Origin of the sequence: Streptomyces sp. NPDC048191 (genome assembly GCF_040652655.1) — a bacterium.
Lineage (GTDB): Bacteria > Actinomycetota > Actinomycetes > Streptomycetales > Streptomycetaceae > Streptomyces.
The window spans coordinates 62,533-85,446 of the sequence record NZ_JBEZMO010000029.1 but is presented as its reverse complement, the minus strand read 5'-3'; the positions used below and the strand labels follow the sequence as shown (position 1 = coordinate 85,446).

At 67.2% G+C, this 22,914-nt stretch carries 14 protein-coding genes and 4 pseudogenes; 8 read left to right on the top strand and 10 right to left on the bottom strand.

The window, feature by feature from the left end; genetic code table 11:
- Window positions 1-219: 219 nt before the first annotated feature.
- A pseudogene (locus AB0D93_RS33235) lies at window positions 220-396 on the top strand (IS5/IS1182 family transposase); the annotation flags it as partial.
- 44 nt (window positions 397-440) lie between these two features.
- On the opposite strand, the pseudogene AB0D93_RS33230 reads toward AB0D93_RS33235, so the two are convergent.
- Window positions 441-627: pseudogene (locus tag AB0D93_RS33230) on the bottom strand (IS5/IS1182 family transposase); the annotation flags it as partial.
- Between AB0D93_RS33230 and AB0D93_RS33225 the strand changes: the two are divergent.
- Window positions 566-859, top strand: a pseudogene (locus tag AB0D93_RS33225) (transposase); the annotation flags it as partial. The pseudogenes AB0D93_RS33230 and AB0D93_RS33225 sit on opposite strands and share 62 nt — an antisense overlap.
- Window positions 860-872: 13 nt before the next feature.
- Here AB0D93_RS33225 and AB0D93_RS33220 read toward each other — a convergent pair.
- Window positions 873-1,061, bottom strand: coding sequence for a hypothetical protein (locus tag AB0D93_RS33220; RefSeq protein WP_362127595.1), 189 nt, complete (start codon window positions 1,059-1,061; stop codon window positions 873-875).
- On the opposite strand from AB0D93_RS33220, the gene AB0D93_RS33215 reads away from it, so the two are divergent.
- Entirely contained in the window at window positions 1,002-1,148 is a 147-nt protein-coding gene (locus tag AB0D93_RS33215) for a hypothetical protein (protein ID WP_362127586.1), read from the top strand. The genes AB0D93_RS33220 and AB0D93_RS33215 overlap by 60 nt on opposite strands.
- Before the next feature lie 830 nt (window positions 1,149-1,978).
- A complete protein-coding gene (locus AB0D93_RS33210; RefSeq protein ID WP_362127529.1) occupies window positions 1,979-3,247 on the top strand; it encodes an MFS transporter in 1,269 nt (422 codons plus the stop codon).
- 399 nt (window positions 3,248-3,646) lie between these two features.
- On the opposite strand, the gene AB0D93_RS33205 is transcribed toward AB0D93_RS33210, so the two are convergent.
- The 7 genes from AB0D93_RS33205 to AB0D93_RS33175 all read right to left on the bottom strand — a co-directional run bounded on the left by AB0D93_RS33205 (window position 3,647) and on the right by AB0D93_RS33175 (window position 13,738).
- Window positions 3,647-4,696, bottom strand: coding sequence for an ATP-binding protein (locus tag AB0D93_RS33205; RefSeq protein ID WP_362127526.1), 1,050 nt, complete (start codon window positions 4,694-4,696; stop codon window positions 3,647-3,649).
- 824 nt (window positions 4,697-5,520) lie between these two features.
- On the bottom strand, window positions 5,521-5,805 hold the full coding sequence (locus AB0D93_RS33200; protein ID WP_362127583.1) for a transglycosylase family protein: 285 nt from the start codon (window positions 5,803-5,805) through the stop codon (window positions 5,521-5,523).
- 595 nt (window positions 5,806-6,400) lie between these two features.
- Window positions 6,401-8,329, bottom strand: coding sequence for an ABC transporter ATP-binding protein (locus tag AB0D93_RS33195; RefSeq protein WP_362127523.1), 1,929 nt, complete (start codon window positions 8,327-8,329; stop codon window positions 6,401-6,403).
- The gene (locus AB0D93_RS33190) at window positions 8,329-10,059 is read right to left on the bottom strand and encodes an ABC transporter ATP-binding protein (RefSeq protein ID WP_362127580.1); all 1,731 of its coding nucleotides are present in this window, start codon (window positions 10,057-10,059) and stop codon (window positions 8,329-8,331) included. The genes AB0D93_RS33195 and AB0D93_RS33190 overlap by 1 nt, the downstream gene beginning before the upstream one ends.
- A gap of 337 nt (window positions 10,060-10,396) precedes the next feature.
- Window positions 10,397-11,356 carry a T3SS effector HopA1 family protein gene (locus tag AB0D93_RS33185; RefSeq protein ID WP_362127520.1) on the bottom strand — a complete coding sequence of 320 codons (960 nt, stop codon included), beginning with the start codon at window positions 11,354-11,356 and terminating at the stop codon, window positions 10,397-10,399.
- A complete protein-coding gene (gene lxmK, locus AB0D93_RS33180) occupies window positions 11,353-12,435 on the bottom strand; it encodes a class V lanthionine synthetase subunit LxmK (RefSeq protein WP_362127577.1) in 1,083 nt (360 codons plus the stop codon). The genes AB0D93_RS33185 and lxmK overlap by 4 nt, the downstream gene beginning before the upstream one ends.
- 907 nt (window positions 12,436-13,342) lie before the next feature.
- Complete coding sequence (locus AB0D93_RS33175; protein WP_362127517.1) at window positions 13,343-13,738, bottom strand: hypothetical protein; 396 nt, start codon at window positions 13,736-13,738, stop codon at window positions 13,343-13,345.
- Between the two features lie 1,343 nt (window positions 13,739-15,081).
- Between AB0D93_RS33175 and AB0D93_RS33170 the strand changes: the two genes are divergently transcribed.
- The gene (locus tag AB0D93_RS33170) at window positions 15,082-16,812 is read left to right on the top strand and encodes a chloride channel protein (RefSeq protein WP_362127574.1); all 1,731 of its coding nucleotides are present in this window, start codon (window positions 15,082-15,084) and stop codon (window positions 16,810-16,812) included.
- 131 nt (window positions 16,813-16,943) lie between these two features.
- Here the strand turns inward: AB0D93_RS33170 and AB0D93_RS33165 are convergent, their stop codons facing one another.
- Window positions 16,944-17,093: a hypothetical protein gene (locus AB0D93_RS33165; protein ID WP_362127514.1), complete on the bottom strand. Its 150-nt coding sequence runs from the start codon at window positions 17,091-17,093 to the stop codon at window positions 16,944-16,946.
- A gap of 880 nt (window positions 17,094-17,973) precedes the next feature.
- Here AB0D93_RS33165 and AB0D93_RS33160 point away from each other — a divergent pair.
- The 3 genes and pseudogenes from AB0D93_RS33160 to AB0D93_RS33150 form a co-directional block, all read left to right on the top strand.
- Window positions 17,974-18,192 (top strand): annotated as a pseudogene (locus AB0D93_RS33160) (transposase); the annotation flags it as partial.
- A 643-nt stretch (window positions 18,193-18,835) separates the two neighbouring features.
- Window positions 18,836-19,252 (top strand): hypothetical protein, encoded by a 417-nt coding sequence (locus tag AB0D93_RS33155; RefSeq protein ID WP_362127511.1) that lies wholly within the window; start codon window positions 18,836-18,838, stop codon window positions 19,250-19,252.
- Window positions 19,253-20,931: 1,679 nt separating this feature from the next.
- Complete coding sequence (locus AB0D93_RS33150; RefSeq protein ID WP_362127508.1) at window positions 20,932-22,446, top strand: lanthionine synthetase C family protein; 1,515 nt, start codon at window positions 20,932-20,934, stop codon at window positions 22,444-22,446.
- The last annotated feature ends 468 nt before the right edge of the window (window positions 22,447-22,914 follow it).

The window sequence follows — 22,914 nt, the reverse complement described above, 5'->3', positions numbered from 1 at the left end:
CAGCCTCACCGTGAAGTCCACGCCGGCCGCATCCACCGGCCGGCGTGGCGGTGCCGCTCGGTCCCGTCGTCCAGCGGCACGCGTCCCTTGCGAGCCCATTCGGTCGGACCCGAGCGAATTCCATACGCGGCCCGGGCTTCTCGCAGGCCTCCGTCCCGGCCTCCGGGCTGACGGCGGCACTCATGATGTGTGAGCAGCATGATCTGCAGCAATGCCCAGCACCGCAGGGTCCGTGCCCGCGTGGAACATGTCCTCGGCCGGATGAAGAACTACAAGATCCTCCGCGACTGCCGGGAGCGCGGTGACGGCCTCCATCATGCGGACCAGGCCGTCGCCCACGACGTGGGCCGCCCCCCGCGGCGAAATCTGCGCGGAATGACAAAGCGCGCGGTCTGATCGCTCAAGATCACCGTCTGGCGTCCCAAGAGCCCTTCCGGCGGCCGGCGGCGCAGCCATTGCTTGAGGCGGGCGAAGCTCGCTCGCCAAGCGCCCGTAGCCGGGCGTGGCCCTGGTTGAGCTGGGCGTACTTCCCAGATAGGTCGCGGTCGTAGTACGGGTTCGGACTGTGGCGCCGGCTGCGCGGCAAGCACGGTCGGAGAGCACCAGGATCTGCCTGGTCAGGCACGCACCCTGTGGGCGCGATCGGCCCGACGGCCAGGATGTGTCCACCCGCAGCATGGACGACCTGGTCAAACCCCTGGGCACCGACACCGGTATCTCCAGAGCCGAGGTCTCCCGGATCCGCGACGGCCTCGACAAGAACCGACCGCATTTCGCATCCGGCCCCTGGACCACACCCGCTCCCTACCTCTGCCTGGACGCCACCTGCTGCAAGGCCCGGGTGAACCACCAGATCGTCTCGCAGACCTTGGTCAATCGACACCGGCAACACCGAGCACGGCGGACGCGAAGTCCTCGGCCTTCATGGCGCGCGGCAGCGAGCCCGAGGTGGTCTGGAGCGCGTTCCTGCGCAGCTTGAACGCCGGAGGGACGTCGGCCAGATCTTCCCCAACCCCGACACCCTCAAGCGGTACACCACCGCCGTCCTCACCGCGACGCACGACGAATGGATCACCTTCCCCGCCGCTTCCTCCCGGGAGATGACCAGCACCGACTGCGGCTTCGACAACCACCGACGCAGCCTTTAGCCCGCAGTGCGCCGAAGGGATCGGCCGATCGGAGGACGTCTGCATCAGGCAGTCAACCGGTGAATCAGGTGAGGGCTGCGGTGCTGCCCTGGGGCTAGCTTTTTTTACAGGGGATACCTCCACAGCGAAGATGCAACGCTCATGAGGAGCATGAGCGGCACGTGTGGCAACCGCTCGCCTGGGTGTGAAGACCAGTGGTAACCAGTCCAAAGAGTAGACCTGCACAGGCGCCATCTTCCTTTTCGGAGAATGACTCCCGCCCTATCCAGTAATTTCCTGGAAATCCATACAAAGGCCCCAGTAGGCCGCCGCAGATGTTATGGAGCCCTGGATGAACAGTCCGGTCACGGCGAAAATTATCAATGGCGCCCGCGGCATCGACTGCCTGCCGCATCCTGCTCTCAACTTTCACGGAATCCGTGACTGGGTGCCCCTGAGACCGTGTCCTATGTGGTGAGGCGGACGAGTCGCTTTTGACGGCGGGGATTCCTGCCACGGTCGGGTGACCGTCTCGGTGGGTTCCTGCTTCAAAGCGCTGCGCCCCGAGGGGTCGTTCCGGTCGTCACCGAGGTCGGCGGCGCGCAGGATCTCATCGCCCAGGGCCGCGAGGGATATACCTGGCCCTCCGGCGAGACCTCTCGAAGGCCGCACACCGCACGATTGCGACCGGTCATGCCCCGGCAGCCCGGATGACCGCGATTCTCCAGCAGGCCGCAGACCATCCCGCCGGAAGCGCCGCAGACGTCGAGGCCCTCCTGACGGACACCAGCCGATCCCCCTACCTCGCCCGCACCTGATCGACGAGTCTCCCCCACCGTTAGAAGATCACGATGACACGCACCACCGGCACGACGCCCATCTTCATGACGTTCTTCGCCATGGGATTCGCCGACGCCCTGGGACCATTCGTCAGCCTGGCCGGGCATCAGTTCCACCTGAGCATCGTCGTCGCCCAGCTGATCCCGTTCACCGGTTACGCCATGTTCGGGCTCTTCTCCATCCCCGCCGGCGTTCTGCAGGCACGTACGAGCCGCAAGCGCGTGCTGTCGCTCGGTCTGATCAGCATGCTCCTCGCCATGCTCATCCCCGTGACCGTGGGCATGCCATCTCTGCCCATCTTCCTGGCGACCGCACTCCTGATGGGCATAGGGGCGACACTCCTGCAGGTCTCGTCAGCCCCCCTGCTGCAGGACGCCTCCCCGCCGGGGAAGTTCACCCAGCGGCTGCTGTCCGCGCAGTGCCTCCATTGCGTCGGTGCCCTGTCCGGCCCTCTGATCCCCGCGATCGCGGCCCTTGCCCTGGGCGCAGACTGGGGAATCGTCTTTCCTCTCTACGCCGCCGGTGTCGCCATCACCCTCATCGCAGTCCGCATCGGCGTTCCGCGACGCGCCCGCCCCGCCCCCGCCTCCGCCGCGCCTGACCGGTGCACGTTCTCCTCCGTGCCACGGCTGCTCAAGAAGCGCCCCGTCGCCATCGGAGCGGCCGCACTGGTGGCCTACATGGGGGCCGAGATCACCGTGGGCTCCCAGATCCCCCTCTTCCTCCACGCGAGCTTCGGCTACGACAACACACGGATCGGACTGCTCGGCACCGCCGTCTTCGTGCTGGCTCTCGCGTGCGGCCGGCTCACCGGCAGCTTCCTCCTCATCCGCATGCACCGCTCCACGCTCCTGCGTCTGAGCTGCGTCACGGCAACCCTCGGGTTCGCCATCGTCTTCGTTCCCCTCACGCCCGTCGTCGCGGCCGGCTTCATCCTCATCGGCCTCGGCTGCGCGAACGTCTTCCCCGTCGTGCTCGCCATCACCCTCGACAAGACCTCGCCGCAGGAGACCGACGCGGTCTCCAGCATCCTGACCATGACGATCGGCGCCGGCGCCGCGATCCCGCTGCTCGCCGGTTTCCTCGCCGACGAGGCCCACACCGTCCGCGACGCCCTGCTGCTGCCCCTGGTCACGTTCGTGGGTCTGACCGTGCTGGCATTCCGGACGGAGCGGGACCGGCGCGGCGAGCCTTCCAGGCGGCGGCCGCACGCCGGATGCGCAACGGATGCGGCCGTCATGGGCGGGACCCCGCAGCCGCGCATTGCCGACCGTCGATGATCCGGTCCAGCCTGTGCAACGTCTGCAGCGTCGATCGCCCGGTGCGGCAGAAGGGGCCCTCCAGACGGTGCCCAGGGACGTACCCCCCTGGGTTTCCGCGCCGGTCCGTCGTGGTACGCCACTCCCCCAGACGGCAGTCGATCAGATGGACCTGCGAGAACCTCCACACGCCCACGAACGCCGCAAGGTTTCCGGCCGGCGGCTTCGGGGACCATGGCCGGCGTTGTCCTCGGTGCGCAGCAGGACGGGGCCGGCTTGGGCGGTCGCGTACTGCAGGGCTGCTGTGAATTTCCTGATGTGTGCCTCTCCGCGAGCCGCCGCGCCCCGGCCAGGGCACCTCTTCACGCGCTGCCCTTACGCGCCGACGGTCCGGGCGGTGACGTTGCAGGAAGAAGACGCTCACTCGAGCGGGATGGAGACGGTCACCGTTACGCCGTTTCCTTCGGACCCATGAATCGCGATGCTTCCACCCGCGCTCTCGACCCGTGCGCTCTGAGAAGCGATCCCGATGTGGCCCTGCTGAAGGTTGGAGCGCAGCCGGGCAGCGGGCGCTCCGACGCCGTCGTCGCTCACTTCAAGACGCAGAGCTCTTTCGGAAACCCCCAAGGTGACGTGCAGGTTCTGCGCTCTGGAGTACTTTACGGCGTTCTCCAGGAATTCTCGGGCCGCGCTTACGGCTACCTTTCGAATGCGGGGCGGGATCTGCACATCGCACGTCGGGAGTTCGTTCCGGAACGTCAGGTCGAACCCTCCTCTTTGCGCGGCGGCCTGTGCGAGGTTTTGAATTGATTCGCCGATGCCGATCTCGCGCGTCACCATCGGGTGCAGGCCGCGGATAACGGTCCGCAGGTCGGCCACCGCCGTCTCCAGGTTTGTGTCGATGCGCTCAGCCGTGGCGGATTCATCGGACGTCGTTCCGAGTTGGTCACGCATGTCGCCGACATCCTGTCGCGTGGCGAGCAGGGTCTGCAGCGGGCCGTCGTGGATGGCTTCCGACAGCACCTGTCTTTCGTGTTCTTCGATGACGATGTTCTCGTCGAGCAGGTGCGCTCTCGTCTCTGCCAGATCAGCTATCGCCGAGACCCTGGAATGATTTATGGCAGAGATGAACACACACGCCAGCCCCACAATGGTGGAGAGCATCGCAAAGCGCCCTATTATAGACCAGTCGGGGTTGATCGTCGTAAAACCCGCCCCGCACACCCAAGCACCGGTCTCCATTACCGACACAAGCAGTGTCGCGCGAGCGTCGATTTGAAACGCCGCAAGGATGGGGAGCAGAAGGTAGGCGTAGTCCAGGAAATCAAATCCGGTAGGGGGTGTATAGAATTCCTGGAACCCCCCCAGGACCGTCAGAATCGATGTCAGCACAAGCACATCGATCATAATGCACGGCACTTGGCGGGGAACCCTGCGGTTCATTACGACCCGGGTGACCAACAGGATCACCCAGATTCCGTAGGCGCAGGCTATGACCATGGAGGCGGCCCATCTGCCGCCTCGGGGTACGAGTCGGGCCTGGTTGACGCACACCAGGGCGAGGATGAAAAGGCGTAGCACACACTGAGCTTGCAGACTGCGACGCTCATGCCCGCCGATTACTTCACCGATGCTGCCCACAGGGTTCGGCATCACTATCACCCCCGACCTGTAATACGCCAGCCGTTGGAGCTGTTCCGGCACTTCCGAGGAAGTTCTCGGTATCACATATGAACTCGAAAATCCCTACAAACGTTACTCCGCCGTTTGTAGATCCGCAGCGGCATCACCCTCCGGGGGCGCCCGCGCGGTGCGCGCCGTCGGCACGGGCGATTCACGGCGCTTTGGGCCTACGGGGGTTGAAGGCCGCCGCATGTGACGCAGACGCCGGGCCGGCGCCGGTCGTCGTTGCCGCGCGCATGCCGACGGTGTTGCCGGGGTTGAGCAGCGCGTACGTCGCGCGTAGCCGGTGGTGTTACGGCACTTGCCGGTTCCGGCCGTGACGGCGGCCTCGGACGGCTGCGGCGGGCTCCCGTGTTCGCTCCAGGCCCCCTGCACGGTGGTCTCACCGTCCGGGGTGTCGAAGGTCGACAGGCATTGCATCACACGCCGTGCTCCATCCGAGGTCACCTGCCGGGAGCTGCACGTGACTGCTCGGATGGAGCACGAACTCCAGCACGATGTCTTCAGCGCCACCGCCGGACGCCTCGCGCGATGCGGCCGCCGCGGTACCGGCTTGGTTTCATTTGGTGCCGGAACACCGGCAGGGACGGCACTTTGCCGGGCGGGTCGTATCAGCCGGCAAGTCCAATCTTCCTTGAGCATGACGGCCATGCATTCCACCCCTGTGCGGCCTGGACCCGCTTGGCGATAACGACCTGTTGCCCCCTGCTGGCCTCGTTTGCGGTCGGGGCAAAGGCAGTACCGCCGAATTGACGCCATGTCGACTTCGTGAATTGGAGGCCTCCTGTGAAGCCGTTTCCTGTGTGGGCTGCCCAGTTGCTGCTGCTTTCACAGGTGGCGAGGCGGCTCCATACGTTGTCGGTCGCCGCGTTTGCCGGGCTTGCGGCCGTGATCATTGGCACGGAGATGCCGATGGTCGTGAGGATGGCTAGAGCGGCATTCCTGATAAATGAGGCGCGGCGGGACGCGGAAGTCATAATCACTCCTGGGTGGTGAAAAACGCTTTCGAATCGAGCCTCGTGAAAATCGAAGGTCAAATAAATCGGCCGACCGGGGGTCAATTGCCTTCCAGTTGCACCAGCCGATCGGTGGACGTGCCTCTTCGTCCGCTGCGACTCGGGGAGGGGCGCGGAGGCGGCCAGGGGTTGTCCTGCGGGGCCGGGAGCATTGCGGTGCCAAGCCCTCACTCGCGTCGCGGCCGAGGGCTGCGGCGGGTCCGGGGATCAGGGGGAAGTGGCACGCGGCGTGGGGATCGCGGGCTGGATCGGCGTCCTGGTGTGAGGGCCTGGCGGCTGTGCGGCCGCGGGGTGACATCGTGAGAGCGATCAGCCGCTGTGTGCCCCGACGCTCCTTCGATGACCGCCCGCCCGGTTGTCCGCTGCGGTGCCGCCGGGGCCTTCCGTGCGCGACGAAGCGAAGAGGGCAGGCGTCTGCCCCCGCCGCGGCTGGTGCGGAAGCTTCCCTCGAGGCTCGGGGGGTGGTGGAAGGCGGTCACGCCAAAACGGTCAGCAGGTCGGCTGTGTCGCGTTCGTGTGCGAACTGTGCCTGGTACAGCCGTGCGTAGGCTCCGTCGGCCGCCAGCAGTTCGTCGTGGGTGCCCTGCTCGACGATGGCGCCGTTCTCCATGACGAGGATGGTGTCCGCGTCGTGGATCGTGGAGAGTCGGTGGGCGATGACGAAGGACGTCCTGCCGTGCTGGAGTTGAGCCATCGCATTTTGGATCAGTACTTCGGTCCGGGTGTCGACCGAGCTGGTCGCCTCGTCCAGTACGAGGATGGTCGGGTCGGACAGGAACGCCCGCGCGATGGTGATGAGCTGCTTCTCGCCGGCGCTGACGCCCGACTCGTCGTCGATCACGGTGTCGTAGCCGTCGGGCAGTGTGCGGATGAACCGGTCGGCGTGTGCGGCCCGCGCGGCCTGCTCGATCTCTTTGCGGCTGACTTCGCGGGAGGCGCCGTAGGCGATGTTCTCGGCGATGGTGCCGCCGAACAGCCAGGTGTCCTGCAGTACCATGCCGATCCCGGAGCGGAGGTCGTCGCGGGACATCTTCCGGATGTCGACGCCGTCGAGGGTGATCCGGCCGGCGGAGACTTCGTAGAACCGCATGAGCAGGTTGACCAGTGTGGTCTTGCCCGCACCCGTCGGGCCGACGATGGCCACCGTGTGTCCGGGCTGCACCGTGAGCGAGAGGTCCTCGATCAGCGGCCTGTCGGGGTCGTAGCGGAACGAGACGTGCTCCAGCCGCACCCTGCCGCGCAGCCGGGCCGGCCGCTCGCCGGGCATCGGGTCCGCTTCCTGCTCCCGCGCGTCCAGGAGTTCGAAGACCCGCTCGGCGGAGGCGACACCGGACTGCACCAGGTTCGCCATCGCCGCCACCTGGCTCAGTGGCCCGGAGAACCGCCGCGAGTACTGGATGAACGCCTGGACGTCGCCGATGGACAGGGTGCCCGAAGCGATCTTGAGGCCGCCGACGACCGCCACCAGCACATAGTTCAGGTTGGACAGGAACATCATCAGCGGCTGCATGACACCGCTGTGGTACTGGGCCTTGAACCCGGCCTGGTAGAGAGCCTCGTTGTGCTCGGCGAACTGCTTGGCCGACTCTTCCTGCCGGCCGAACACCTTCACCAGGGTGTGTCCGGTGCACATCTCCTCCACGTGCGCGTTCAGCGTGCCCACGGTGCGCCACTTCTGGAGGAAGTGGGGTTGGGACCGTTTGCCGACCCGGGTGCCGACGACGTACATCAGCGGTACGGTCGCCAGCGCCGCCAGTGCGAGGAGCCAGGAGACCCAGAACATCATCACCAGCACGCAGATGATGGTCAGCACTGAGTTGAGCACCTGGCTCATCGCCTCGCTCAGGGTTTGCCCGAGGTTGTCGATGTCGTTGGTGGCACGTGAGAGCACCTCGCCGCGCCGGCGCCCATCGAAGTACGACAGCGGCAGCCGCGACAGCTTCGCCTGCACGGACTCACGCATGCGGTACATGGTCCGGTTCACCATCTGGTTGACCAGCCAGGTGGCCATCGTCAGCAGCAAGCTGGCGGCGAGGTAGACGACCAGAGCGAGAAGCAGCACACGGCCCAGGACGTCGAAGTCGATGCCCTTGCCGGGGGTCAGGCCGGTGCTTTTGAGCATGTCGGCGATGGTGTCCTGGCCCCGGAGCCGCATGTCGCTCAGCGCCTGGTCCTTGGTGAGTCCGAACGGCATCTGGCGTCCCATGATGCCGGCGAAGACCAGGTCGGTGGCTTTGCCGAGCAGGAGCGGTCCCAGCACTGACAGGCCCACGCTCAGCCCCATGCACAGCAGCAGGAGGCCGAGGGTGAGGCGTTCGGGTTTGAACTGGGCGATGAGCCGCTTGCCCGACTTCGTGAAATCCATCGAGCGGCTGTCGGGGCCGTCCGTCCTCTTCCCGGCCATCAGACGGCCTCCGCTTCCGTCAGCTGGGAGAGCACGATCTCCCGGTAGGTCTCATTGCCGGCCATCAGTTCGTGGTGCCGGCCGGAGCCGACGACCCGGCCCTCGTCCAGCACGATGATCCGGTCGGCGTCCCGGATGGTCGCCACCCGCTGGGCGACGATGACGACGGTCGTCGCCTCCGCCGTCTCGCGGGCCAGCGCGGTGCGCAGGGCCGCGTCGGTGGCGTAGTCGAGCGCGGAGAAGGAGTCGTCGAAGAGGTAGATCTCCGGGCGCTGGACCAGGGTGCGGGCGATGGCGAGGCGCTGGCGCTGACCGCCGGAGACGTTGGTGCCTCCTTGCGCGATGGGCGCGTCGAGGCCGCCCTCCAGCTTGCTCACGAAGTCCTTGGCCTGCGCCACCGCCAGTGCGTGCCACAGCTCCTCGTCGGTGGCGTCGGGGTTGCCGTAGCGCAGGTTGGTGGCGACCGTTCCCGCGAACAGGTACGGCTTTTGCGGCACCAGTCCGACCGTCCGCGCGAGCAGCTTCGGGGCGACCTCCTGGACGTTGACGCCGTCGACCAGCACCTCGCCCTCGGTGGCGTCGAACAGCCGCGGGACGAGCCCGAGCAGGGTGGACTTGCCGCTGCCGGTGGAGCCGATCACGGCGGTCGTCTCACCGGGCCGGGCCACCAGGTCGATGGACTTCAGCACCGGCTCCTCGGCACCCGGATAGCAAAAGCCCGCGCCCCGGATCTCCAGATGGCCGTGCCGGCGCAGCTCGGTGACTGGCGCGAGCGGCGCCACCACGCTGGAGTCGGTCTTGAGGACTTCCTCGATGCGCTCGGCGCACACCTCGGCGCGCGGCACCCTCATGAGCATGAAGGTGGCCGTGATCACGGCCGCGACGATCTGCATCAGATAGACGAGGAACGCGGCGATGTCCCCGATCTGCATCCCGCCGTCGGCCAGACGGTACGCGCCGAACCACACCAGGGCGATGGAGGCCAGGTTGACCACCGTGATCACGATGGGATATATCAGCTCCAGCATCCAGTCGGTGGCCGTCTGGAGCTCGGTCAGGTCCTTGTTGGCCTTGCCGAACCGCTTCTGCTCGTAGGTTTCGCGGACGAAGGCACGGATGACGCGGTTGCCGGTGATCTGCTCGCGCAGGATCCGGTTCACCGTGTCGAGGCGGACCTGCATGGTCCGAAACAGCGGGTGCACTCGGCGCAGGATCACCGTCATGGCGATGGCGAGTACCGGCACGACCGCGGCCAGTACCCCGGACAGGGGCACGTCCAGGCCGAGCGCCATCACGATGCCGCCCACGCACATGATGGGCGCCGACACGAACAGGGTGAGCGCGCTCAGCACCAGCATCTGAACCTGCTGCACGTCGTTCGTCGTGCGCGTGATGAGCGAGGGCGCCCCGAAATGGCCGACCTCGCGTGCGGAGAAGGACTGCACGCGGTCGAAGACGGCACGGCGCAGGTCCCGGCCCAGCGCACAGGCGGTGCGGGCGCTGTAGTAGACGGCGCCGATGCTGCACGCGACCTGCGCCAGTGTGACGGCGAGCATCACGGCGCCGAAGGTGAGGATGTAACCGGTGTCGCCCCTGACGACGCCGTTGTCGATGATGCGCGCGTCCAGCGCGGGCAGGCAGAGGGTGGCGCAGGTCTGCAGCAACTGCAGCACTACCACCAGGGCGATGGGCTTGCTGTAGGGCCTGAGGTAGGTGTGCAGCAGTCCTATGAGTGTGCTGCGGTTCGCGCATGCTTTGCTCCGTTGCCGTGCGGGGGCTGATCGCTCGGGCGGTTTTGTGGCAGGGCGCCGGTGTCGCCGGTGGCCGCGCTGTGCCGGGTGTGCCGGTTCCCGGCAGCATCCCTCCTGTCGCGCGGGCGGCTGTGCTTGTGGCTGCCGCGGCCCATCGACGTGATCGAGGCACTGGTCTTGGGGTGCGGACGGTGCTCTCATGATCGGGGATCGGTTCCTTTGTTCACTCAGCCGAGTGCGGATGCCGCAGGCGGATATGCCGGACCGGGTGGGCCCGGGCGGGGCGAGGGGGCGGCGGCCCGGTGGGGGCCGGCCGTCACCACTGCAGGGGAGGCGAGTCGAGATTGCGTTCGGGGGCGCCGGGGTCGATGTTGGCGTCGCACAGCGCCTGCAGGACTGCCGCTTTCCGGGTGTCCGCAGCGGTGGCGGCGGCCAGCAGCCCGTCGGTGAGGGCGGCGCTGCGGTGCTGCCCGAAGCTCATATTGCTCTTGCCGACCCTGGCATCGGCCGGTTCCCAGGCGTAGGAGATGCCCGGTGCGAGGCGGGAGGCGAACACGGAGGTGTCGGTGCCCTTTCCGGGCAGGGACGCAAGGACGTCCACGACGTCGCCCACTGCTGGCCAGGCGTCATGGCCCAGGTACACCACGAGTGCGTCCATACGCGGATACAGCCAGGGGGCTGAGCTGATCTTTGCGCGGTAGCGCACACCTTGCGCCTTCAGCGCGAGCATGCACGCCCTCCAGGCAGCAGCGGCCTGGTGGGGGTCTGCCAGGTGTACGTAAAGGCGCAGCAGCGGGCCTGCGGGCGGAGGCCCGTCGGGGCTGTCGGCGAGGTAGAAGCCGGGTGACAGGGCCGGCCGGGACGCCGGCAGGCGAAGCCTGAGCAGGTCGCCGATCTGGCACTGCGCCATCCCCTCGACGTCGTCGGGTGTGAACTTCACCCGCAGGGAGCCCAGTTCGGCCAGGATCTCGCCGCTGTCCAGACGCCCCGCATACCGGCCGGTACCGGTCGTGTGCTGGTAGGGCATCGCCGCGGCGAGCACGTCCTCGAAGGCGGGGTCGCGCAGCCATCGAGGCCGCTGCTGTTGGGAATCGCGGCCGGCGTGGAACGTGTCGTAGAGTGCGCCGCTCAGCTTGCCACGGAATTCACTGAGACTTGGCGACTGAAATTCCACATCGCCTACCCGGAAGGCATGGAAACCATTTACGGAGGTAACTGTTACCGTGGCGAGTGCCTGCTGCAGCCGGTCTGCGAGCTGGAAAGTCTCGGTGGTCATGCCGCCATCTCCTTGCTTGGCGTGTCTGTCCCGATTCCAGTGATCTTCAAGAAGGTCCCGGAATCGAGCAGAAGTGTGCGCGCGACGCCTATCTGGGCGCGCTGCAGCGCTCCGAGCCGGTGACGTTCGATGCTGCCGGCCAGGACCCGGTCGAGCAGGTGCCAGCCCGTGAAACCGGCGACTCGCACACCCAACCCGGCATCGGTCACCGGCCGCTCGCCCGCATACCCGGCCCAGAAAGCGCGGATGATGGGCATCCTGTGATCCAGTTCCTGCCCCCACGACTTCATCAGCGTTTCGCCGTCCGTCGGGGAATCGGCGAGCCCTGCCAACATTGCGCGGTGAATCCATTCGCCTATGAACGCGCCGATGTCCCGGGCCGGGTCGGCATGGCAGAATTCTTCCCAGTCGACCATGCGCAGTCCGTTTTCCGACAAAAGAAATTGGTCCAGTCGCAGGTCTCCGTGGATGGGGGCGGCCGGCGCCTGCTCGCTGTCGTGCCGCAGACGGTCGAGCGCTGTGGCCAGCATCGAATCGCGCTGCAGCAGCCCCCATGTCTCCAGCAGTGCTCCGCTGGCCAGGGCGTAGGCTTCGGCGCTGACCGCCCCCCGGCACTCCAGCAGCGTCCACGGGGCCGGCGGATCGGGCAGTTCGTGGTCTTCGACCCGCACGTTGTGCAGGCGGCCGACCATAGAGCCGGCCTCGCGAGCGAGCTCTGCGGTGAAGGCCTGGTCCTCGGCCAGGTCCGCGGTGCTGCGGGCTCCGTCGAGCAGCTCGTAGATCATGATGTGCGACGGCTCGTCCCATCCCAGGCACTGCGCAGCGGGCACCGGGGCCCGGCCGAGCCGGCGCAGCTTCTCGAACGAGAGAGTGCGCTCGAAACGCTGCCGAGCCTGGTAGCCCTGGACCTTCTTGATGAAGATGGGTGCTCCGGTGCTGGTCCGGCCCGACCAGTTGTCGTTGCGCCCGTTGAAGGAGTGGATCGTTTCGGGCAGCAGAACGCCCAGCCCCAGCCTGTCAACGGCGCGGGACACTTCCGGCACCCTTTCGAGATCAACAGGCAGTGGCGTCTGTCGCATGCCCACAACCCGCTCCTTTCGCTCGTCAGGTACTCAGGCTGCCGCCCGCCTCGAGCGGACACCGTCCCCTGAACGGTGGAGCGGATGGTGGGCACTGCCCTCGCCCCCTTCTTTTTTGCCGCTTCCCCGCGATGAGGGACGTCACAGCGGCCCGGAAGAGAGCGCCGCCGACGTGCGGCGGGGCACATGGGGGCCGACGTGTCCTTGCTTGATGACCCCGGGTGCCGGCGCGGCGTGAACCATGCTCCGGCAGCACGCTCGCGTTCGTAGCGTCCTGGGATGATCGGGAGCAGGTTCGCCGCCTCGGGTTCGAAGGGGATGTGCCGACCTCGCCACGATGATCAGCGGGGTCCGGCCCGGCCGGGTCAACTCGTCGCCGGGCATGCCTCCTTGACGGCTTCGAATGCCGGGGGCCTCTTGGGCCGCTGTCGCGAACGCGAGGCGGTGGCCGGCCTGACAGGCTCGGGTGCCGACCCCGGTGGCGAGGTGTGGGGCGTGTCGGTGCCGGACGGCCCCGGGAAGCACCTTGCCCGCCACCGCGACGGCACCTGCTACGAGCCCGCAACCCCACGCCTCGCTTGGCGAAAGAAAGAGAGGCACCCCGAAACCGGCCTCCGAGGGCCAGGGGCCTTCTCCATGCCTTCCGGCAGACCGGCCACGACCGGACGGTGACACTCACAACCGCACGGCGGGTTTCTTCGGCCCGGCCGAGCAGGGGTGGTGGAACGGGTCCTGCCCCGGTGCGAGCCGGGTTGCTTCACACGGTTCTGCCGACCTCACAGGCAGGGCCCGGCGCTACGTCAACGGGACGTTCGAGGGGCTCGTCGACGTAGCGCCGGACCGGTCGGGCGGCCGGGAGCAGCGCTCCAGGCTGAGCAGGCAGTTGAGGAGATCTGCCCGATGGGGGTTACGAGCGGATCGTGGCCTTCTTGGCGACGGCGTTCGTGCCCTTGGCGGGGGCCATTGCGCAGCTCCGCCAGTCGGCGGAGGTCATGGGGCGGATCACCGGGATGATCTGCCTCCGTTGACCGTCCGTGCCCTCCGTCACCGGGTGGGTGATGTTGTCGTGGACGTACCAGAAATAGTGCCCCCAGTGCCGGTCGTCGTAGTGGGTCTGCCAGGTGCCGGAAATGTGCTGCACCACATCGGCGTAGTCGATCCAGCCCTTGTAACCCTTCGGTACGGGAAGTGTGGAGGAGTAGGTTTCCGTATGCGTGGTCAGCCAACTGTGCTGGTACATCACCGAGAGGCTGAATTGGACGGTCTCCGCGATGGTGACGGACGAGCTGAATTCCGTCCCCACGGTGTCCGTTGTGCCGGTCGTGTCCGACCAGTCGTTCCGCAGCGACGTCCCCGCCACACAGCCCAGCTGGACGGGAGTGACCGGGCGGAACGTTCCCGCTTGGCCCGGTCCCACATAGTCGGGCGTAAACGTGCACTTGCCCAGACCTGATGCACAGTCACGCAGGATGTCCTGTGCGGTGGGTGCGTCCGACGCTGACGACGGTGTCGCCATTGCCCCCACCATGGCGAATGCCACGGCGGCCAGTGTCGGTGTTCGCCTGGACCGCGTCAGGATCCTTGATGTTCGCATCGGTGCGCCTCTCAGCCAGTGGGGGGAACGGCGAGCTGCATCTCCATTGAGCACTGCGCGACGGACTGGCAGCTGCCTGGGATGAGATGAGGCTGGCACGAGAACAGCGAAGAGAAGACAAGAGACGCCACCGTGTAAGAATTTTTGTCATGCGCGCATCCGCACCCGGAGGCCGCGACGTCACCCGGCACCAGGGATACCGGCCCGCAACCGGGGTGCACGGCCAGCGAAGTGACACGGCATCAAACGCCTGTTTGCACAGGTCACAGATTTACAGGCGGTCTAGGCCTTCGGCCTTCGGCAGCGCACGTCGACACCGGCACACCCCGGGCCCGCAGGTCACCGCGCCAGGACCGGCGCCATCATGCGTGGCTCCCATGCGTCCAGGCGCCGTGGGCACAAGAACCAGGACCTCGGAATGCGACATGTCCGGCTTCATCGGCCGCACGCACGGGGGTGCACGGTCGCTGCAGGTCTGTCGTACGGCACAACAGAGCGTCTGCCAACCGTGGACTTCTGCAAGGGCGTTGCGCGAATCGACGACACACCCCCCAAAGGCGCATACGCGTTGGCCCGGCAAGGGCGTGCGCGGTGTTGACCGGTTCCCAACCGGTGTTCACGGCTACGGAGACTTCCGTTTCACCCCCGAGCCCGCCGGCAGCCCTTCGCCGGGAACATCTTCCCGGGCAACGGACCTACCGGCGGCCGCCGTGGCCAGGGCTGGGGACCCGCACGGGTGATCGAGCGCCGGAAAGGCGGCAGGACACCGTCAGCCCGCCGCTGAATTTGACGACCTGTCACCTGCTCGCGCAGCGGCCCGGCCACCCCATCTGACAGAATCCGATATTCCAAGACATAATGTGATACTTGCAGTGTGATGAGAGGCAGGAAGAAAATGATCTCTGCCCGCACCGATGTCCACCCTCTGCCCGGCCCGCTCGCCGCGTGCGTGGCACGGAGCAGGCCAAGCAGGTGCCCGGCAGGTGGGTGAGGTGAGCTCGAACCGGCCAGGCACGGGTGTGCTGCACCGCCTGCGGCAAGAGGCCCTCAGCATGCCGCGCCGCGCGCTGACGGCGCTGCAGCAGACACCGGCCGGTCTGGTCGCGCTCGCGGTGGCCGTGGGTGCGGGGGCCGGACTCGGCGCGGTCGTCTTTCGGTGGCTGATCGAGGCCGTCACACGGGTGCTGACCGGTCATGCCGACTACTCGTCCGCCGGACGGGCCGACAACCCTCTGGTTCCCTGGCTGGGTCCCTACTTCGTGCTGCTGGCACCGGTGGTGGCGGGACTGGTCTACGGCCCGCTGGTGTACCGCTACGCGAGAGAGGCACGGGGGCACGGGGTCCCGGAAGTCATGTACGCCGTCGCCCGCCAAGGCGGCAGGATCCCGCCCCGGGTCGCGGCGGTCAAGGCGATCGCCTCGGCGGTGTGCATCGGCGGGGGCGGCTCGGTCGGCCGGGAAGGGCCGATCGTGCAGATCGGTTCCGCCCTGGGCTCCACGGCAGGCGTGGCGGTACGCGTGGGCGAGGAACGCCTGCGGACTCTGGTCGCCTGCGGGGCCGCAGGCGGTATCGCAGCGACCTTCAACGCTCCGCTGGCAGGCGTCTTCTTCGCCATGGAACTCATCCTCGCCGAGTTCACCGCCCGCAGCTTCGGCATGGTGGTCCTGTCCTCGGTGACCGCGTCCGTGATCGGCCGCGGAGTGCTGGGCAACCGGCCATTCCTCCATCTGCCCCCGGCACAGGTGCACCACCTCGCCTCCTACGGTCTCTATGTGCTGCTGGGACTGGTGGCCGGCGCGGTGGGCGTGGTCTTCACGAAAATCCTCTACTGGATCGAGGACGCCTGCGACGCCCTCTGGCACGGCCCGGAGTGGCTGCGCCCGGCCGCGGGTGGCGTTGTCCTGGGCCTGATCCTTCTCGCCCTGCCGCAGATGTACGGCGTTGGCTATCCGGTGCTGGAGAAGGCGGTGATCGGCGGATACGGCATCGCGTTCCTCCTGGTGCTGCTCGTCGGCAAGATCGTGGCCAGCAGCGTGACCATCGGCATCGGGGGTTCGGGGGGCGTCTTCGCACCGTCTTTGTTCATCGGCGCGATGCTCGGCAGCGCGTGGGGACAGCTCTTCGGGCTCTGGGCTCCCGGAGTCACCGGACCGGCTGCTTCCTATGCGCTGCTCGGCATGGGGGCGGTGTTCGCCGGCGCGGCACGCGCACCCATCACCGCGGTGATCATCATGTATGAGCTGAGCGGCGACTACGGACTGATCCTGCCGCTGATGGTGGCCGTCGCGATCGCGACAGGCGTCAGCAACGCGCTGAGCAAGGAGACCGTCTACTCCGCGAAGCTGCAGCGCCGCGGCGTCGACCTGCAACAGGTCGGCCCCCCTTTGACCACCGTGGCCGATGCCATGGAGCCGCCTCCGAACAGCCTGCCGCCCGAGGCCACTTTGCGCGAGGCTGTCGACAGTCTCCGGCGCACACGGCGCAGCAGCATGCCTCTCGTGGACGCCGCGGGGCGGTATCAGGGCGTGGTCGGTTCCATGACGACTGCCGACGCACTGGAGGCGGGCGTGCCGCTGTCCCGCCCCCTGGCCGAGCTGAGGAGCTTCCCCCCGGTCGCACTGGCCGGGCAGGAACTCCACGAAGTCCTGGCCCTGTTCACCGAGAGCGACGAAGACGGACTTCCGGTGCTGGACAGTGCACGAAGCCACCTCGTGGGATGGCTCTCCCACCGTGCCGCCCTGCTGGCCCTCTTTCCCGCCGACCGGCCGCGGAGGCAGCCGTGAGCGTGTGTCAGGTGGCTGTGGCCGGTGCGGCATTGCTCAATCCTGTGCGGGACCAACCGCCCCCCACCTGACCAGCCCACTTCACTCACCCAGCCAGGATGAAAGAGGTTCAGTTACCGGCCAGAGCTTGATCAAGTTCCTGGAGTGTCCGGGTCGCCTGTGAGGCTCAGGATTCGGAGTGCGTGTTCGGGGTTGCGGTGGATGGCTCGGGTGGTCTTGGCGATGTTGTCGGCTCCGAGGATCTTCAGCGGGCCGATGGCGAGGTTGCGGAAGGCGGCCATGGCGCGGGGTGCGGTGCCTGTGTGGACGGTGGAGGCGTCCTCGTGGTGCGGGTGTCCCAGCGCAGGCGGGCCAGGACGACGGTGTAGAGCGCGGAGTCGGCCTGTACGCGACTACGTGGAGCGACGCATCAGCGAGGGCAAGACCCGCCGAGAAGCCATCCGCTGCCTGAAACGGTACATCGCATGAGAGATGTACCAGATGATCACCCGCGAACCGCGGTGACACCCGCACCAGCCGCTTGACATCCATAGGGGCATCAGCCGGGCACTCAACCTGCCCAGACTCCGAAAGTCACCACCAACACTCACCACAAAGGGTCCGCCAGCAAGCTGACGGACCCTCATGAATGATCGAGGCTAACCCCTCCGTACCGACCAACCGCACACCTCCGGAACTTGCTTCAGCCCTGGTTACCGGTAGGGCAACCAATGAAGGTACCGTGACAGTAGGCAGTAAAGGACTTCTCCTGCGAGTCGTCGAGGGAAATCGCAATTTCCTCAGCCTTCGCGTATGCGTCGTGCCCGGAAAAGATCTCCGACATATCCATGCTCTGTTCCTCTCTAATGCGGGTCCCCGTGTGTTGTGCACCAGACTGGCTCAAGTCTGTCCAGTCAGGGGAGACGGACGGAGTCCCACGATGCGGGGATCGCCCGGGGGAACCACCGGGCATCTGTGGCGGGGCCGCCCTTGTGGACGGGTCGACGGACTTCTCGTGTGCAGGCGCCGGCGCGTGGCACATACGGTGATCTGCCGGTTTGACGTCCACCGGGCGAAGCAGCCCTGTGATCGGATCCATCGCCGTCCGAACACAACCACCTGGTTTGGCAACGTTGTCACAAACGTTCATGATCACGGTGGCCGCACCCATGCCCAACCCACGTGCAGATCGCATTGGATCTGTTGGCCTGGATGCCGATGCTCGCGCTGACCGGCAAGGCCCGGCTCTGGGAACCCAGGCGACTGCGGCTCCGCCTGTTCACCTCGGCGGGACACCTCGTCACCACCGGCCGCCGGCGGTTCCTCCGCCTCGCCCGGCACTGGCCCTGGACCGTCACCACCGCCCTGGGCCGGCTCGCCCTGCTACCCCACTCCGACTGACCAGCAGCTTCCCAGCCATCGCCAGCTACAGAACGCACGACGGTCTGAGCTTCCCCCCGGATGCGAGATGTAGTGACAGAGGTTCAGATGGTTCTCGTGAGAGGAGATCTGACGATACCCGCGCCGAGGAAGTACCCGTTGGAGTTGCGTGAGCGTGCGGTCCGGATGTACCGGACCGCGGAGCCGTCGTGTCGGCCAAGGAGGTGCACCACTCGGTCCAGGCTCCGAGCCTCAATTCCCTTCCGCCGCAGGTACCGAAGTCGGGTCGCATGGCCCTGGGCAGGCTGCTCTGCGGGAACGGTCCAATCCCCCACACGTAGTTGCGCCGCCGCGGAGGGCAGCAAGGGCAGCTGCGGATGCATCGTCATTGTCGCCGGCCAGCCGCTGCATCAACAGATGCCGTTCCATAGTCACCCCCGCCGGGATCCTCCGGTAGTGCAATCGGATGAAAGGCTTCGGGTCACAGGAATGGATTTATCCCCCCTTACGGAACGGCACGTACGGTGATGACCCCTGTTCTCCTCTAACCGTGCACAGGGCGACATCAGATCCGTAGCGAAGGGCAGACATGATGCGAACGTTCGGGACACCAGCCCTGCTGGCAGCTTGCGCGCTCGGTATGACCGGGAGCCTGGGAATGTCAATGCCTGCCGCGGCAGCAGGACACGCGCACGGTTCTCGGCAAGTTCTGGACCTCACGACTACGATCACCGATCGCTTCGGCAACGCTCAACACGCGGGCTCCCGTTTTGGAGCCACGGGCAATACCACCAAAACGAGAACCGGCAAGCCGTTCGGCACCTTCGTGTTCGACTGCGTGGTCGGTGGCCGGAATGCTGCTCCGGGTATCAGCGTGCAGTGCCTGCAGACGCTCGCCACGCCGCACGGACAGATCACCCTGCAGGGCACCACACAGTTCACCCTGGAAGGCACCGCGCCCCAGTCCTTCCAGGAGGCAATTACGGGGGGCACCGGGGTATACAAAAAGGCACGTGGTTATGCCCAGTTCACGGTGGTTCCCGAACGGAGTGCCCGGGTGGTGCTTCACCTGAGCACCTGATCTCAGGAAGCCAGACCGGGCGGCAGCAACGGATGCCCCTAGCCCGACTGTGCCGGCCCCCCACGGGGGCCGGCGCAGCCGTATTCAATGCGTCTGTCGCGCCCCCGTGCCGACCGCGCCATTGCCCGTTCTCGTCCAGCGCCGCGGCCACCGGGAGGTCCGAAACGTGAGCCGATCCGGTCGGTAAGCGTGCGCAAGAGCCAGCAGGGCCTGCTTGAAACAGCCCAATTTGCGCTAGCTCAAACGAAGTTCACGCCTTCGAGCGTCGATAAGTCAATACATGCTGAATCAGCTCATGCGGGACATCGAGCATGGAAGGATACGGAACCAACGAAGCCCCCGGCCGATGGCGTGTTGAGGGAGATCACCACACCAACGACGAGGGCTTCGCCACATCACCCCACCAACATCGGCGCCTTCGCGTCGGTCGGCGTCGCTGAGGCGCCGAGGTGGCCTGACTGGTGTTATGAGAGATCGAACGCGCGAATGAAATCCCGCCAGCCCCCCCTTGAACTGCTACCACTTCACGCGTCGTGTCGTGGTCCCGCAAGCAGCCGGAGTCTCTTTTCCAGATCGCTCAGCTCCTCGAAGGAGCGGGCCGCAGCCTTGGAGAGAGGGTGTGCTCCTCGTCCTGGATGTTGGGCGGACACCTCGTCCATGAGCTGCTGCAACAACGGGCCCATCTGACCGTCGCAGTCCGATCGTTGCTGAGCTGTCCTCCTGGGCAGCGGCGATGCTACTCGGTGCTGTTTATGCCGGCCTACCGTGTCAGCACCTGGGTGACTGGTCCCTCGCGGGCCGTGCGTCGGCGGAGTCGTCCGCGCAGCCATGCCAAGTATGCGGCCAACTGCACGCGGCTACGGCGTCGCTCTGCGATTCGATGGCGAGTTCTGCGGCATCTGCGTATGTGTCGTGACCGGTAAAGGCTTCGGTGGTGTCCACCATGCTCTCCCTCGTGAGGTACACGGTTGCGTAAGCGATGCTCACACCGTGGTCCCGTCTTTGACTCCCATACTGTCGGCCTCCCTCATCGGCGACAGATCCTGATTGGTGGATCTCCCGGAGGAGGTTTCTCACGGACCGTGTCCACTGCGCTGTTGCCTTTCGGCGGCCACTGATGCTCCGGCAGCACAGCAGCCGCTTGGGTGGTCGGGGTGCACTCGCTGAAGATGCACTGGGCTTCGAGGGCGGAGCCCTGCGGGTGGTCCGTCAGATGAAGCTCATACGGGGGAGTGCCGTGTTCGCCCGCGAAATGCAACACCCCCGCCCTCCTCTCCTTGCCCGCACGCGTGATGGTCGCCGTGGATCGGGTGCTTCTGTCGGCCCCGCGTGAGCCTGACGGCCCACAGACGGCCCAGTGACCCGCACCAGGCCCCCTATCCGCACCGAACGCGCTGCTCGAGGGCCTATTGCTGCCCCGCTACTGCCAGTTCTCCGGGTGTGTACCGGCGCCCGAAGAAGTGCTGCCAAGCACCCGGTCCCGCGGCCGGCTCCCCCGGGCATTCCCCGGGTCGTCGGATACCGGCTTTCCCGGCGGCGGGAGAGAGTAGGGCTCAGCCAGCCCTGTGGTTCAGGGCTTTCCACGCCGTGGGTGCTGGAAGGAGCGGCAGGTACGAGGGTGCTGCGCCGCGTGTGCCCGCGGGGTGCCGTAGCCGGCTGGGCGGAGTCCTCGTGGCCCGGTGCTGGCGATTGTGGGCCGATGGCCATCTGCCGCCCGGCCCTGCGGTGCGACGTGGCCGGCGGCGGTCCGATGGCAGCGGATCGACGCCGCGGATCGCCGGCGGCTGAAGAAACAGGAGGTTCTTTTCGTGATTACGCAGAGCACGGCACTCGTCAGCGGCCCCGTGGCGGCCCGGGCCACACAGGTCATCGAGGAGGTGGCCGCGCGACTGGCACAGCCCGGGCAAGTCGAATCCGTGACCTCCAAGGCGGACACCCGTATCGAGGCGGCCTGGGGCAGACCGGCGTGGCATCCACTGAGTCTGGCGTCGGGGTTTGCGGGCCCCGCCATCCTCTACGGTGAGCTGTCACGCGACGATCACGCCTATCGCGCGGTCGCCCACCGGCACATTTCCCGTGCCGTGCAGGCGCTGTCCGAACCTTCCGGAACGGGCCTGTTCCAGGGTCCCGCGGCACTGCTGGCGGCCGCGCAGACCTGCGCCGCTGACTCCGGTGACTACAAGTCGTTGCGTGCGGCGCTGGCGCAGTGGCTGGTCATGCTTCAGCTGCGGCGCCTGGATGCAATGCGCCGACGGACGTCCCGTACGGTCAGCGCGCCGATCGAATATGACGTGATCGCCGGAATGTCCGGAACGACTCGGCTGCTGCTGGACAGCGCCGTGGACACGGCTGAGAGCGCCGACGTCATGCGGGCGGTGACACAGTCCTTGGAGTATCTGGTGGGGCTGACCCGCCCTGTCCGGGTTCACGGCCGGCAGGTGCCGGGCTGGTGGCTGCCCGTCGACAGCCTCCTCACCGAACAGGAACGCAATCACTATCCCGACGGCTTCTTCGACACCGGCATGGCGCACGGCATCACCGGGGTGCTGGCGGTCCTCTGCTCCGCGCTGGCCTACGGACATGAGGTACCTGGTCAGCGCCCGGCCATCACCTGCATCGCCGAGTGGCTCGCCCACTGGGCAGAGCCCGAGAACGCCGACGCGGGCTGGCCCAACCGTGTCACCTTCCACGAGCAGATCACCGGCGAGCTTCTCCCCCGGCCCGCCGTCCAGGCCGCCTGGTGCTATGGCACACCGGGCGTGGCGGCGGCGCTGTACCGGGCGGGCCTGGTGATGGGCGTACCCCAGTGGTGTGAGCGGGCGGTCGCGCTGCTGCGCGGTGCTGTGGGACGCAAGCAGGCGGAGTGGGGGACCGATGGTCCGACGATCTGCCACGGAAGCGCCGGGTTCTTGCAGACGACGGCGCGTGTGGCCGCCCATTGCGGAGATCCCGATCTGATCGAAGGGTGCCGGCGGATCACCACGGCGGTGCTGTCGGAGGCCGACGAGGAAGCTCCCTTCGTGTTCCGTCACGCCGTTCGCAGCGCGTCCATCGGCATGCCGGTGGAGAGGGCCGACAGGGCGGGCCTGCTGGAAGGGGCCGCGGGCGTGGCCTGTGCGCTGCTCGATGTCACGAGGGGTCCCCTGCCTGATCATGCCGACCGGCCCTGGGACCGTTGCTTCGCTCTCGCGTGAAGCCGCTGCACCGCCCCCCGTCGCGGCCTTCCGGCGCGTAGAGGCGGGAGCCCCGGTCACCGTCGGGCCGGGCGCGGCCCTCCCGGCCCCCGGCTGATCGGTCTGCGCCTGCGGCCTCACCCCGGCGGGCCGGATGTGGGCGTGCGCAGCCGGTGCCAGGGGCGACTCGCCCCTGTGCGGCCGGCCGGGGGAAGCGGCGGTCCCCCAGCGGGTCGGGAGGGTGGTGGATACCGCCCGTCTGCCGGGTGGGGTGGCATGGAGGACAGTACGCCGCCTTGGAGAGGAATGATCCCGCATGGCTGTTCTCGACCACGTTCCCCACGTGCTGTGGACCCTGCTCACCATCCTGGTGGGGCACCGGTAGGGCCCTGGCCGCTCCGCCGGGCGACCGGTGTCGGCACCCCTCGGCCGGGACGGCCGCCGAAGCAGTCCCCTTCAGGACGAATCAGTTCCATTCAGTACGATCAG